This window comes from Enterococcus alcedinis (genome assembly GCF_014635985.1).
Classification (GTDB): domain Bacteria; phylum Bacillota; class Bacilli; order Lactobacillales; family Enterococcaceae; genus Enterococcus_I; species Enterococcus_I alcedinis.
The window spans coordinates 143,741-158,299 of the sequence record NZ_BMDT01000004.1; the positions used below are offsets into that span (position 1 = coordinate 143,741).

Annotated in this window: 13 protein-coding genes; 9 read left to right on the top strand and 4 right to left on the bottom strand. The window is 38.3% G+C overall.

All coding sequences use genetic code 11. From position 1 onward, the window contains the following. The first annotated feature begins 29 nt into the window (after nt 1–29). From miaA to IEV09_RS06310, 8 genes are all read left to right on the top strand, one after another. On the top strand, nt 30–965 hold the full coding sequence (gene miaA, locus IEV09_RS06275) for a tRNA (adenosine(37)-N6)-dimethylallyltransferase MiaA (protein WP_188367423.1): 936 nt from the start codon (nt 30–32) through the stop codon (nt 963–965). Next, nucleotides 958–2,211: a GTPase HflX gene (hflX, locus tag IEV09_RS06280; protein WP_188367424.1), complete on the top strand. Its 1,254-nt coding sequence runs from the start codon at nt 958–960 to the stop codon at nt 2,209–2,211. The genes miaA and hflX overlap by 8 nt, the downstream gene beginning before the upstream one ends. 171 nt (nt 2,212–2,382) lie before the next feature. After that, nucleotides 2,383–2,757: a MerR family transcriptional regulator gene (locus IEV09_RS06285; RefSeq protein ID WP_188367425.1), complete on the top strand. Its 375-nt coding sequence runs from the start codon at nt 2,383–2,385 to the stop codon at nt 2,755–2,757. Between the two features lie 35 nt (nt 2,758–2,792). Continuing rightward, nucleotides 2,793–4,133 (top strand): type I glutamate--ammonia ligase, encoded by a 1,341-nt coding sequence (glnA, locus tag IEV09_RS06290; RefSeq protein ID WP_188367475.1) that lies wholly within the window; start codon nt 2,793–2,795, stop codon nt 4,131–4,133. Between the two features lie 375 nt (nt 4,134–4,508). Then, the gene (locus tag IEV09_RS06295) at nt 4,509–5,390 is read left to right on the top strand and encodes a class II fructose-bisphosphate aldolase (RefSeq protein WP_188367426.1); all 882 of its coding nucleotides are present in this window, start codon (nt 4,509–4,511) and stop codon (nt 5,388–5,390) included. A 154-nt stretch (nt 5,391–5,544) separates the two neighbouring features. Continuing rightward, the gene (gene murA / locus IEV09_RS06300) at nt 5,545–6,804 is read left to right on the top strand and encodes a UDP-N-acetylglucosamine 1-carboxyvinyltransferase (protein WP_188367427.1); all 1,260 of its coding nucleotides are present in this window, start codon (nt 5,545–5,547) and stop codon (nt 6,802–6,804) included. A gap of 3 nt (nt 6,805–6,807) precedes the next feature. Further along, a complete protein-coding gene (gene rho / locus IEV09_RS06305) occupies nt 6,808–8,103 on the top strand; it encodes a transcription termination factor Rho (RefSeq protein ID WP_188367428.1) in 1,296 nt (431 codons plus the stop codon). Nucleotides 8,104–8,201: 98 nt separating this feature from the next. After that, nucleotides 8,202–8,465: a type B 50S ribosomal protein L31 gene (locus IEV09_RS06310; protein WP_188367476.1), complete on the top strand. Its 264-nt coding sequence runs from the start codon at nt 8,202–8,204 to the stop codon at nt 8,463–8,465. A gap of 125 nt (nt 8,466–8,590) precedes the next feature. Here the strand turns inward: IEV09_RS06310 and IEV09_RS06315 are convergent, their stop codons facing one another. The 4 genes from IEV09_RS06315 to IEV09_RS06330 all read right to left on the bottom strand — a co-directional run bounded on the left by IEV09_RS06315 (nt 8,591) and on the right by IEV09_RS06330 (nt 13,075). Beyond that, a complete protein-coding gene (locus IEV09_RS06315; protein WP_188367429.1) occupies nt 8,591–8,959 on the bottom strand; it encodes an iron chaperone in 369 nt (122 codons plus the stop codon). Between the two features lie 98 nt (nt 8,960–9,057). Beyond that, a complete protein-coding gene (locus tag IEV09_RS06320; protein ID WP_188367430.1) occupies nt 9,058–9,579 on the bottom strand; it encodes a GNAT family N-acetyltransferase in 522 nt (173 codons plus the stop codon). A 15-nt stretch (nt 9,580–9,594) separates the two neighbouring features. Further along, nucleotides 9,595–11,346: an ABC transporter ATP-binding protein gene (locus IEV09_RS06325; RefSeq protein ID WP_188367431.1), complete on the bottom strand. Its 1,752-nt coding sequence runs from the start codon at nt 11,344–11,346 to the stop codon at nt 9,595–9,597. Beyond that, nucleotides 11,333–13,075, bottom strand: coding sequence for an ABC transporter ATP-binding protein (locus IEV09_RS06330; protein WP_188367432.1), 1,743 nt, complete (start codon nt 13,073–13,075; stop codon nt 11,333–11,335). Before IEV09_RS06330 ends, IEV09_RS06325 begins: the two co-directional genes overlap by 14 nt. 441 nt (nt 13,076–13,516) lie before the next feature. On the opposite strand from IEV09_RS06330, the gene IEV09_RS06335 reads away from it, so the two are divergent. Further along, the gene (locus tag IEV09_RS06335) at nt 13,517–14,503 is read left to right on the top strand and encodes an aldo/keto reductase (protein ID WP_188367433.1); all 987 of its coding nucleotides are present in this window, start codon (nt 13,517–13,519) and stop codon (nt 14,501–14,503) included. The last annotated feature ends 56 nt before the right edge of the window (nt 14,504–14,559 follow it).

Here is a 14,559-nt window from a genome sequence, read left to right on the forward strand (position 1 = left end):
CATAAGAAAAGCATAAAGTGAGAGAATCTATGAAGAAAATAATAGTGATTGTTGGACCAACGGCGGTTGGGAAGACAGCATTGAGTATTGAATTAGCCCAAAAATTTAATGGTGAAGTAATTAATGCAGATTCGATGCAAGTTTACCAAGGGTTAGATATTGGAACGGCCAAAGTAACGGTGGAAGAAGCGCAAGGTATCAAACACCATTTGCTTGATATTTGCGCTCTAGATGATGCGTATTCTGTGGCGAGATTTCAAGTTGATGCACGTCAAAAAATTGATGAGATTATTGCGCGCGGTAAGTTGCCAATTATCGTTGGCGGTACAGGACTTTACGTACAAAGTTTGATTTATGATTATCAACTAGGTAAAAAAGAAAGCGATGTTCAACTGGGAATTCGAAAAAAATATGAAGACTTCGAGCGAGAATACGGCAAACAAGCGCTATGGGATATGTTGAAAGAACGTGATCCATTGGCAGCTGATACGATTCATCTCAACAACGTCCGAAAAGTTATTCGCGCTTTAGAGGTTTTTGAAGTGACGGGTAAAAGTATTTTAGCGCCAGAAAAAGAACCTGAAAAGTTATATGATGATTATTTGATTGGTTTGTCAACCGAACGAGGATTGTTATATGAACGTATTAATCAGCGAGTCTATCAAATGTTGGATCAAGGCTTACTTGAAGAAGCCAAAGGGTTATTAGAAACACATCCTGAGAGTCCAGGAGCGTTGGGGATTGGGTATCAAGAATTTAAACCGTATTTTGCAGGTCACTTGTCATTAGAATCCGTCATAGAAAACATTCAATTGCATTCAAGACGGTATGCAAAACGGCAATTAACTTGGTTTCGCAATCGGATGGCGCCGCATTGGTTTGATTTGGTGCAAGAGCCCGATCAAGTGAAGCAAATTGAAATAGCAGTTGAAAACTGGCTGAAAGGAGAAGAAATTGATGAGTGAACAAATACAAGAACGCGTGATTTTAGTCGGAGTTGAGACAGAAGTAAACTATCAATATTTTGAAGAATCGATGCTTGAACTAAAAAATTTAACCAAGACAGCAAAAGGCGAAGTCGTCTTTTCTTTGAGTCAAAAACGACCACAAATTGATCGTAAAACAGTAATTGGTAAAGGTAAAATAGTAGAGTTACAGCAGCTCGTTGAAATGCACGATGCACAGTTAGTTATTTTTAACCATGAGTTAACCCCGCGTCAAAGTCAAATTATTGGTGATGAGTTAGGGATTGCGGTGATTGACCGTGTGCAGTTAATTTTAGATATTTTTGCGATGCGCGCCCGTTCGAAAGAAGGTAAGTTGCAAGTTGAGTTAGCTCAATTAGAGTATTTATTACCGCGCTTAATGGGACAAGGGAAGATGCTTTCTCGTCTAGGTGGAGGAATTGGGACGCGAGGACCGGGAGAAACCAAACTCGAAACAGACCGTCGTCATATTCGTAATAAGGTCACGATTATTAAGCGTGAGCTAAAAGAAGTCGAAGCGCATCGTAGTCGAACACGCCAAAATCGTCAAGACAATGAAGTTTTTCAAATTGGCTTAATCGGCTATACGAATGCTGGAAAATCAACTATTTTAAACGTTTTAACCCAAGCGCAAACATTTGAAGAAGATCAATTGTTTGCAACATTAGACCCTCTAACGAAAAAATGGCGTTTGCCTGAAGGTCTGGAAGTGACACTCACAGATACGGTTGGTTTTATTCAAGATCTACCCACACAGTTAATTAATGCTTTCCAATCGACACTTGAAGAAAGTAAAGGGATGGATTTATTACTACACGTAGTGGATGCCAGTTCTGAAAATCGTCAACAACACGAAGAAACGGTTACGAAATTAATGGATGAACTTGATCTAAGTCAAATTCCTGTCTTAACGATCTACAATAAATCCGATAAAATTGCCAATCCGTTACAATTTGTTCCAACCCTCTTTCCAAGTGTGCTTGTTTCAGCGAAAACAACACGTGGGAAAGAACAGTTAAACCAGGCAATTAAATTAAAAATTATGGAAATTTTACAACCTTATACATTAGAATTAGGTCCAGAAGAAGGGAAGTTACTCAATCAGCTTCAAAGAGAAACATTGTTACTGTCATCTGAATTTAATGAAGAGGAGCAAACCTACTTCTTAAAAGGGTTTGCCTTTCCACAATCAATTGCGATTCGTCGGATGGGAAAAAGTGAATAAAAAGATAAGAAAGAGACTGAAGTTACGATTTCAGTCTTTTTTGTTCGTGTTTTATAAAAAAACTTTACTTCATGTTAGATAACCTTACATAAGTAGTTGACAACTGGTTTTGGACTTGGTATATTTTTTTTAGATTCATTTTAATGAGACTTTAAGAAAGTAGGGTGTCATATGCAAGAGAAGGAACTTCGTCGTTCAATGTCTGTTTTTCCGATCGGAACGGTGATGAAACTAACCGATCTTACCGCACGACAAATTCGTTACTATGAGGAACAAGATTTAATTCATCCAGAAAGAAGCGAAGGAAATCGACGGATGTATTCTTTAAAGGATATTGATGTTTTGCTAGAAATTAAAGATTACTTATCAGATGGATTGAATATGGCTGGAATTAAAAAGCTCTATCAGCTCAAAGAAATTGAAAAAGAAACAAAAATAAAACAACCGCTGACCGATCACGATGTTCGTCGTATTTTTTATGATGAAATCGTCTCACAAGGTGGATTGACACAAGCCAATCCCTTTCAAAATAAGCCAAGATTTTAAGCGGAAAAATCTAAAAATAGAGGATGGAATGAATGATGCCAAGAGTAGATTACACAATAGCCGAAATTGAAAAAGATGCCCAAGAACAAAATGTCCGGTTTTTACGATTAATGTTTACAGATATTATGGGGACAATCAAAAACGTTGAAGTACCAATCAGTCAGTTAACAAAAGTATTGAATAACAAAATGATGTTTGATGGTTCTTCGATTGAAGGGTTTGTTCGAATTGAGGAAAGTGACATGTATCTCTTTCCAGATTTATCTACTTGGTTAATTTTTCCATGGGAAAGCGAGCACGGAAAAGTGGCGCGCTTAATTTGTGATATTCATAATCCCGATGGTACGCCTTTTGCGGGTGATCCTCGCGGAAACTTAAAACGTATTTTAAAAAATATGACGGATCTTGGTTTTACATCATTTAACTTAGGACCAGAGCCAGAGTTTTTCTTATTTAAATTAGATGACAATGGTGAGATTACAATGGACTTAAATGATAAAGGTGGTTATTTTGATTTTTCACCAACCGATTTAGGTGAGAACTGTCGCCGTGATATCGTCTTAGAATTAGAAAAAATGGGCTTTGAAGTGGAAGCCTCGCATCATGAAACAGCACCAGGACAGCATGAAATTGATTTTAAATATGCCGATGTAGTGGAAGCCTGTGATAATATTCAAACGTTTAAATTAGTGGTCAAAACAATTGCCCGTAAGCATGGCTTACATGCAACTTTTATGGCTAAACCACTATACGGAATTGCTGGATCAGGGATGCACTGTAACATGTCTTTGTTCGAAGGGAATAAAAATGTCTTTTTCGATGAAGAAGGGGACATGCAATTAAGTAAAACAGCCTACCAATTTATGGCAGGGTTACTTGATCATGCTCGTGCGTTTACGGCTGTTTGTAATCCAACGGTTAACTCATATAAACGTTTGGTCCCAGGTTTTGAAGCACCTGTCTATGTCGCATGGTCAGGACATAACCGCTCACCGTTAATTCGAATTCCGGCTGCCCGAGGCTTGTCAACACGCTTAGAATTGCGCTCAGTCGATCCTACAGCAAATCCATACCTAGCGATGGCAGTCTTGTTAGAAGCTGGCTTAGATGGCATCCGTCGTGAATTAACACCACCGCCAGCTGTTGACCGCAATATTTATGTCATGACAATGGAAGAACGCGAAGCGGCACAAATTTACGATTTACCATCAACGATTCATAATGCGATCAAAGCCTTACGGAAAGATCCCGTGATGATTGAAGCGTTAGGTCAACATATTTATGGTAATTTTAATGAAGCGAAACGTATGGAGTGGGCTGCTTATCGTCAAACCGTTTCTGAGTGGGAACGCGATCAGTATTTAGAACTTTATTAAACATAGGAAACTAAGGAGGATGACACAAGTCTCTTTTCTCTGAGAAACTGGAGTACATTCAAACAATTTTCGTAGTGACGTTTTTCGAAAGAGCAGACTTTGTCACCCGTTTATTTATCAAACGTGCGTATAAAAACAAGGGCCCGTGGCTGATGTCACAGGCCCTTGTTTTTGTGTGATTTAGTGATGAATAAAAAGTCGCTTTCTGAAAACTTTCTTTCGTAAAAAAAGATATTGTAAAGGCAATTATGAAAAAACAAGTAAAGTTTCTTCTTTGACTAGTAAAAAGATTGAAACTTTGCTAAAATATATGTGTTAGTTAAGAATCAAAATTCTTGACAATAAAAGTTTAGTGAAAAACTAGGAGGAATTATTATGCCATTAGTATCAGGAACTGAAATTTTAACAGCTGCTCGTAAAGGCGGATATGCAATTGGAGCTTACAACACAAACAACTTAGAGTGGACTCAAGCAATTTTGGCTGCTGCTGAAGCAAAACAAGCACCAGTTTTAATCCAAACATCAATGGGCGCTGCAAAATACATGGGTGGTTACAAATTAGTTGTAAACATGGTGAAAGATTTAATGGAATCAATGAATATCACTGTTCCAGTTGCTATTCACTTAGACCACGGTTCATATGAAGCGGCATTAGAGTGTATTGATGCAGGTTATACTTCAGTAATGTTCGATGGTTCTCACTTACCATTTGATGAAAACTTAAAATTAGCAAAAGACGTTGTTGAAAAAGCACATGCAAAAGGTATTTCTGTTGAGTGTGAAGTTGGTTCAATTGGTGGAGAAGAAGATGGTATCATCGGTACTGGCGAATTAGCTGACATCGACGAGTGTGTACAAATGGTTGGTACTGGAATTGATTTCTTAGCATGTGGTATTGGTAATATCCACGGTGCTTACCCAGAAAACTGGACTGGTTTAGCATTTGATCACTTACAAGCAATTTCAGATGCTGTTTCTGCAGCAGCTGGAAAAGACGTTCCATTAGTATTACATGGTGGTTCAGGTATTCCTGTAGAACAAATCCAAAAAGCAATTTCAATGGGTGTTTCTAAAGTAAACGTGAACACAGAATTCCAAGTTTCATTTGCAAAAGCAGTTCGTGAATATATCGAAGCTGGTAAAGATTTAGAAGGTAAAGGTTTCGACCCACGCCAATTATTAGCACCAGGTAAAGCAGCAATCATCAAAGATGCAGAATTACACATCGATATCTTTGGTTCAGCGAACAAAGCATAATTAACATAGTTAAACACAAAAGACTTGTCCATTTGGATGAGTCTTTTTTTGAAATTAGACCCTGCAGAATCTACTACCTTTTTTCTTTTTTAAAAATATGATAGAATGGGGACTGACTGTAAATAATTAATTGAAAATAAATAGGTGAATTAGAATGAAAAAATTAGTGATTCAAGGAAACAAGCCGTTAACAGGTGAAGTGACGATTAGTGGTGCGAAAAATAGTGTTGTTGCGCTTATTCCAGCTGCAATTTTAGCAAACTCTCCGGTTACGTTAGAAGGCGTTCCTGATATTAAAGATGTCCACTCTCTGATTGAGATTTTAGAAATTATGGGTGTAAAAACCACTTTTAACCAAAATACGTTAATGATCGATCCAACAAATATTGCTTCGATTCCAATGCCAACTGGTAAAATCAATAGCTTACGTGCTTCTTATTATTTTATGGGGGCTTTGTTAGGTAAATTTGGTGAAGGTGTTGTTGGCTTGCCAGGAGGCTGTAACTTAGGCCCACGCCCGATTAATTTGCATATTAAAGGCTTTGAAGCATTAGGTGCAACGGTAACGAATGAACATGGCGCAATGTACTTACGTAGCGATGAAGAAGGCTTAGTTGGAACACGTATCTTTATGGATATGGTTTCTATTGGTGCGACAATTAACGTCATGTTAGCTGCCTCTCGTGCGAAAGGACGCACGATTATTGAAAATGCTGCACGCGAACCTGAGATTATTGATGTTGCAACGCTATTAAATAATATGGGAGCTAACATCCGTGGTGCAGGTACTGATGAAATTAGAATTGATGGTGTCGACGAGCTTCATGGTTGTCGTCATTCAATTATTCCAGACCGCATTGAATCGGGAACATATTTAGCTTTAGCAGCAGCTGCCGGTAATGGTGTTCTGGTTAAAAATGTCATTCATGAACATTTAGAAAGTTTTATTGCGAAATTACAAGAGATGGGTGTTCAATTGGATATTGGTGAGGATAGCATTTATGTTCATCCAACCAAAAACTTAAAGCCAATTACGGTTAAAACGTACCCATATCCAGGATTTGCGACGGATTTACAACAGCCACTCGCACCATTGATGCTTAAAGCACAAGGGAGTTCAGAAATTATTGATACGATTTATCCAAAACGTGTCAATCATATTCCAGAGCTTGTCCGTATGGGTGCTAAAGCACGAATCGAAGGCAGTATGATGATTTTAGAAGGAACAGATCAATTGCAAGGAGCAGAAGTTGTCGCGTCGGATCTACGCGCGGGAGCAAGTCTTGTGATTGCCGGATTAATGGCCGAAGGAACGACTAAAATTAGTCAAGTCGATCATATCTTACGAGGGTACGATCATATTATCGAAAAATTAACTGCCATTGGAGCAGATATAAAAATGATAGAGGAGTAATCGATGCAAGATTATTTAACGATGGCAGAGCTCGAACACTGCACATTAAAAGAAGTTTATGCTTATGCACGCTCATTTAAAATTCCGTACTATAGCCAGATGAATAAAAAAGAACTTTCTCTAGCGGTGATTCGAGCACAAGCGGAAAAGCAAGGTTTCTTTATTATGGAAGGCATTTTAGATATCGTTAGTCAAGAAGGCTATGGTTTTTTACGTCCAATCAATTATGGACCAAGTGCCGAGGATATTTATATTTCTTCTTCGCAAATTCGTCGTTTTAGTCTACGTAATGGCGATAAAGTCGCTGGTAAAGCACGTCCGCCAAAAGAATCTGAACGTTACTATGGCTTGATGCATGTTGAATCGGTGAACGGTAAAAATCCAGAAGAAGCGAAAGAACGTCCGCATTTTCCGGCATTAACGCCACTCTATCCGAACCGACACATCAATTTAGAAACAACTCCAGGACGACTAGCTACACGGATGATTGATTTATTTTCACCGATTGGCTTTGGTCAACGGGGATTGATTGTGGCACCGCCTAAAGCGGGTAAAACAAGCATTTTAAAAGAGATTGCTAATGGGATTACTGAGAACCATCCAGATGTGGAATTAATTGTCCTATTGATTGACGAGCGCCCAGAAGAAGTAACGGATTTAGAGCGTAGTGTCAAAGGCGATGTCGTTTCATCAACGTTTGATTTGCAACCGAGTAACCACACACGTGTAGCAGAGCTCGTTTTAGAACGGGCAATGCGCTTAGTTGAAGACAAGCGTGACGTTGTGATTTTGATGGATAGTATTACGCGTCTAGCTCGTGCCTATAACTTAGTTGTGCCGCCAAGTGGACGTACGCTAAGTGGAGGAATTGACCCAGCTGCTTTGTATAAACCAAAACGATTTTTTGGTGCAGCGCGTAACATTGAAGAAGGTGGCAGTCTGACTATTTTAGCGACAGCACTGGTCGATACAGGAAGTCGGATGGATGATGTCATCTATGAAGAATTCAAAGGAACCGGAAATATGGAGTTGCAATTGTCTCGTCCGTTAGCAGAGCGTCGAATTTTCCCAGCCATCGATTTGAAAAAATCAGGCACAAGAAAAGAAGATTTATTAATGTCTGCGGAACAATTGGAACAAACGTGGCGTATTCGTAATCATATGACGGGTGATTCATTAGAATTCACTGAACAATTCATTCAAATGATGAAAAAAACGAAAAATAATCAAGAATTTTTAACCGCTTTTCAAGATGTTGCTTTTGGTGGAAAAATAACAAAACGTATTAACAAAAGATAATTGCATCTGAAAACAAAACGTGTTAAGATATTCATGTTGTAAACCGACAATCAACTCTGGTTCAGCAAATGGATCAGGGCAAAGGAGAGAAACATATTATGAAACCAAATATTCATCCAGAGTACCATCCAGTAGTATTCTTAGATTCTACAACAGGCTTCAAATTCTTGTCAGGATCAACTAAGAATTCTGCAGAAACAATCGAATGGGAAGATGGCAACACTTACCCAGTAATCCGTGTAGAGGTTACTTCTGATTCACACCCATTCTACACAGGTCGTCAGAAATTCACTCAAGCAGACGGACGTGTTGACCGCTTTAACAAAAAATACGGTCTTAAAGACGAAAACGCTGCTGAATAATTTTCAGACTAAAAATGTTGTTATAGCAATGTTTATGAGAGCTTTTCCTATTATGGGAAAGGCTCTTTTTTATTTATAAAAAAATAAACGATTCGAAAAGCAATGCTTCTCGAATCGTTTGATGACTAACGCCAAAATTTCTCGTAGTCTTTCTTATCCTCTAAATTAAAGGCAATCAATTGCTTGATTAAGTCGCGGTTAATGGTTTGTGTCCATTTGATGCGGAAAATATTATTCGTTCGTTCATAACCGGCTTCATCAATGCTTTCAGAAAAAAGGGTTAGTGTTTTAACTTCGGGTGAAACAGAGATGTGATTTTTCGCTAAGCTAAAAGCGATAATAAATGTTCCGTGATGTGTAAACATCGGTTGGTTCCAAGCAATTCGAGTATCTAAATCAGGAAATTCCTTTAGAATCCATTCAAATAATTCACGCATTTTTTGACTATGTTCAATATTTTCAATTAAAGCTAAATACGTTTCAAAAGTATCCATGAGCACACCTACTTTCTTTTTTATCAGTGTAGCAAATTCAATTGAAAAACAAAAACAAAAGGATTCATTCCTCCTACAATGAAAGAATGAATCCTTTTTTAATCTTCTCGTAATCGGCTATAAAGTGCGATGTCAACGAGTCCTCGGTTATTGCGACCCGCTTGACGTAAAATCCCATCAAGGCTCATCCCATTTTTGAGCATGACTTTACCAGAAGCGGGATTTTCAATGTCATGGCTGGCTTCAATTCGATTCACTTCGGTATGAGTGAACAAATAATTGATAACGGCATCTAATGCCTCGGTCATATAACCAGCGCCCCAATACGCTTCGCCAATTACGTAGCCAAGGACTTTTGTTTGAAGTTCTGGTTTATTGTCAACGACATTAATCGTGCCAATTAGTTCGTTAGTCGCTTGAATAACGATTCCCCAATCTTCATCGGCTGTTTCTTCGAGAAGTGCGAGCCGCGCTTTTGTTTGTTCGACTGTCGTGTGCGGTGGCCAAGTTAAATATTTTGTGACCGTTTCTGAATTGGCCCAGTGATTGAACATTTGAGGGGCATCACTAATCGTTAAAGGGCGTAAAATGAGTCGTTTGGTTTGAATAATGGTTGTCATTGAAGATTCCTCCTTTTAAAATTGTGCGGATTTGGCTTGTAGGCGATACATTTCAGCATATTGTCCGTTTTCTGTGAGTAATGCTACATGTGAGCCTTTTTCTTTGATTTCACCTTGTTCCAAAAGTAAGATTTGATCGGCTTGTTGAATAGTGGATAGTCGATGGGCGATAATAAAAGTCGTCCGTCCTTCTTTAACCACATTCATTGCATGTTGAATAATACTTTCTGTTTCGGTATCGATATGGGAAGTCGCTTCATCTAAAATCAATATTTTCGGATTTTTAGCAAGTGTCCGTGCAAAAGCAATTAATTGACGTTCGCCAGAAGAAAGGGACTGTCCTTTTTCGATGACTTCTTCATAAATACCTTTTGGTAGTTTAGCGAGTAAGGGCTCTGCGCCGACTTTTTTCAAGGCGTCAATCACTTCTTCATCTGTAATACTCTCATCTTGCATGGTGACATTGCTTTTAATCGTACCGCTAAAGAGATAGGGTTCTTGTAAGACAATGCCCATTTCAGCACGAACACTTTCGCGATTACATGCTTCGATCGCTTGTCCGTCAATTAAGATTTGCCCTTTTTGCGGGTCATAAAAACGGAAAAGGAGATTAATCAGCGAACTTTTTCCAGAACCTGTATGGCCAACTAAACCAATCGTTTCACCAGGGTTTACTTGAAAGTCGATATCTTTTAAAACGGGTTCCTTTTCTTTATAGCCAAAGGTGACATGGTCAAAAATAATGGCACCATTTTCTAACGTTAGCGGTAAAGAAGTATCTGATTCAGCGGTTTCGTCAAGCATTTCAAAGACACGTTCACCAGAAGCAAGTGCTTGTTGCAAGGTCGGCATAATGCGAACGAGTGTTAAAATCGGATCAAATAAACTGGAAATATAATTGATTAAGATAAAGATTGTCCCCATAGAGTAGCCCAAAATACCATTGGTAAATTGTGTACCTAAGTAAAGGAGTAAACAAAACATCACAAGGTTTTTAATAAAAGTCGAAAAATCCCACGAGAAAATCCCATCAAGACGAATCGAGCGCACGCGGTTGTCTAACCAAGCTTGATTTTTTTCTTCGAATTCTTTGGTCATGGTGTCTTGTTGATGGAAAATCTGAACAATTGAAACGCCTTGAATGATTTCAGCAGTCAGGCTGTTTAAATCACTGACGATTTCTCGCCAATGTTTATTTAATGGCGTTGCTGCACGAATGTAGAGCCATTGCCAGATCGCGAAAAATGGTAAGAGGACTAAAAGAGCAATCCCTACCGTTGGACTAATGAGAAAAAGAGCGATGTAAATACCGATCACCATGAGTAAATTAATGACGACTTGATTACTGAAATTTTGATAAAAATTATTACGTAACACTTCGGTATCATTGACGATGCGAGCGGATATTTTTCCAGCAGGTTTATCATCAAAGTAGGAGACAGGTAACTGTTGCATTTTTTCATGTGCATCATCACGAATCCGTTTGCTGACGCGGTTGGATGCGAATGCGAAAAGTAAAAAACTCGCATAACCAGTCAGGGCACTAATGACCGTGATGAGCATGAAGAACGCAAATCGCTGAATTAAAAAATCAAAGGCAATCGTTTGATTTGCGGCGATTCGTTCAGAAACGATATCGATGATTTGTTTGCCAATCATCGGTGAATAAATCGTTGTTCCAGCTGAGACTATTGATAGTAGTAGACCAAGACCATAAAAAAGTGGTTCAGTCGCTAAGTAGCTTAATAGACGTTTAAATGTTTTCATGTTGATTTTCCTCCAATTGCTGTTTGAGGTGCTGTTCGTAATACCAGCCTTTTTGAGCGAGTAATGCTTCAGGCGTTCCATACTCAGCAATTTTTCCTTGATCCATCACGATGACTTTGTGAGCTTTCGCCACAGCAGATAAGCGATGGGTAATAATAATAGTTGTTTGTCCTTGACGGATATCTTGAATATTTTGAATAATCACTTGCTCGGTTTTAGCATCAACTGCTGAGAGTGAATCATCTAATATTAATAGTTCTGGTTCACGAATTAATCCACGAGCGATGGCAATTCGTTGCTTTTGTCCACCTGAAATCGACACACCCTTTTCACCAATTAAGGTGTCCAATCCTCGGGTCATTCGATTTAAATCTTTAGTGAAGTCAGCAAAGGCAACAACATCGTGAATTTCTTGTTCGGTTGCTTGTGTTTTTCCGAAACGGATATTGTAAGCGACATTTTTGGAAAATAAAATATGTTCTTGTGGGACGTAACCAATGAGCTTTTCCAAATCAGCAATGTGGTATTGTTGAATCGGTTGGTCATTAATTGCTAAACCACCAGTCGGATTGACTGGATATTGACGCAATAGTTGACGAATTAAAGTCGTTTTCCCACTTCCAGTTGGACCGACAATTCCTAATGTTTCACCTTGTTTGATCTCTAAGTTGATTTTTTCAATTGTTGGCGTGTCACTCGTTGGATATTGGAAAGAGTAATCCTGAAAAGAAATCGATTCAATACCTGTTAGAGGCTGATTACCTGAAGTTTCGACTAAATCATCGGCTTCAAGAATTTCTTCGACTTTTCTAAAAGAAACGTTTCCTTGCTGATAGACTAAAACAATATCCGATAGTCCCCAGATGGAGCCACTTAGCATGCCTAAATAAATTTGAAAAGAAATCAACTCACCCACGGTCATTTGTCCTTGTCCAATTAGGTAGGCACTATAAACTAAACCTAAAGCCATACTTAATCCAGTGAATAATTTCGCAATTGGGCCAACAGCACCGTTATATAAGACGAGTTGATTGGCTTTTTCTAGTACTTGACTGGTTCGTTTCTTAAATTGTTGTTGTTCAAGTTCCTTTTTACCGTAAGCACGCATCACACGTACGCCATCAACGACTTCTAATACTTCATTGCTCAACGTTGCAACCGCGTCACGGTTTGCTTCGTATAAGACGTCGACTTTCTTCCATAGTTTAAATACAAACCAAGCAAAGAAAAGCAAAGGCAGGACGCTAAGTAAAGTGACTTTCCACGAAATAGTTAAAATCATGATGATTAAAATACTGAGCGCCCAAGTAATATTTGACACGATTAGCATGAAACCATAGCCGATGGTATCGCCAAGAAATTCGATGTCACTCGTCATACGCGTCATTAAATCACCTGAACGAAAACGTTCGTAAAAGGGTGTGCGAAGTTGTAATAGTCGACGATACAATTGACTTCGCAGACTATTTTGATAGCGATAGGATTGGCTAAAAAGTAAGACGACCCAGGTAATGTCAACTAAGTAAATCAGCACAATCGCAGCTAAAAAGATTCCTAGGTAGAAAAATAAATTTTCATTCGTTAAGTTTTGATTAACCATGGAATCAATAAATTGTTGAATCAGATAATTGGGTACAACGGCTAAAGCAGAAGAGAGCAAGGCAAAAAGAGTCGTAATACCGTAAATATAAGGATGTTTTTTAATATAAGACCAAAAAATGGATAACATGAAACTGACCTCGTTTTCTATAATTTCAATTCATAAAGTGGAAAAAAGTACACAAAAAAGCCTAGTATTGTCCATCAGTCTGACTGAACAATACTAGGCAAAAAATTATACATAAAAAGATGACGTCAAAAAAGACGCTAACTTGCTACGTTGTACCTATTTGTAAAGGAGTCTGATAATCGATTTAAAATGGATTGGTTGTGTTGTTTATTTAAACGTTTCATCGTAAAAACTCCTTCCTTTAAAATTTGATAAGCTCAATGTACTATAGATAACGCTTGTTGTAAAGAGGAAAATGAAAATATTTTTAATGAAACTCAAATAAAATTGACACTGATGTTATTTTATCATATGACAATTATTGTTATTTGATGGTTTTTTTTATGCATTCGAATCAAACTTTGATACAATATATTTAATAGTAAAATGAGGAGGAAAAAGATGAAATACGTAAAATTAGGGAATACTGGTCTAGATGTTTCACCATTGTGTTTAGGAGCAATGGGGTTTGGTAATCCGCATAATTGGATTCACGATTGGATTTTAGAAGAAGAGGACAGTCGAAAAGTGATTAAGCAAGCACTTGATTTGGGGATTAATTTTTTCGATACGGCCAATATTTATTCGTATGGTGCGAGTGAAGAAGTTCTGGGTCGTGCGTTACGTGATTTTGGCAAGCGTGCAGAAATTGTCTTAGCGACGAAACTTTATATGCCGATGACAGAGGAAAAACGTCCCAACTCAGGCGGATTGTCACGCAAAGAAATTTTCTTTCAAGTTGAACAAAGTTTGAAACGATTAGGTACAGATTATATTGATTTATACATCATTCACCGTTGGGATTATCAGACGCCAATTGAAGAAACAATGGAGGCGTTACATGACTTAGTCAAATCGGGTAAAGTTCGCTATATCGGTGCTTCAGCGATGTATACGTGGCAATTTGCGAAAGCGCAATTTGTGGCTGAAAAACATGGTTGGACAAAATTTGTTTCAATGCAAAATCATTTGAATTTACTGTATCGTGAAGAAGAACGTGAGATGTTACCGTTTTGCCAAGATCAAAAGATTGCGGTCACACCGTACAGTCCACTTGCTGCAGGTCGTTTGACGCGTGATTGGGAAGGGACGACGAAACGTGCTCAAACCGATCGTACAGCCAAAATTAAGTACGACCAAACATTCGAACAAGACCGTATCATTGTTGAACGGGTTGCTCAAGTAGCGCAAGAGTTAGAAGTGACACGTGCCCAAGTTTCGTTAGCTTGGTTACTGCAAAAAGAAGTCGTAACCGCACCAATTATTGGTGCAACCAAAGAAAGTCATTTACTCGATGCTTTACCAGCACTCGATATCCAACTAACACCAGAACAAATCGTCTTTTTAGAAGAACCGTATGTGCCGCATAAAGTGGTTGGTGCAAGATAAAAATACGAGAGTTTCAAAAGAAAATAAAGAAATAAAAAAGATACAAAATTCTAAGA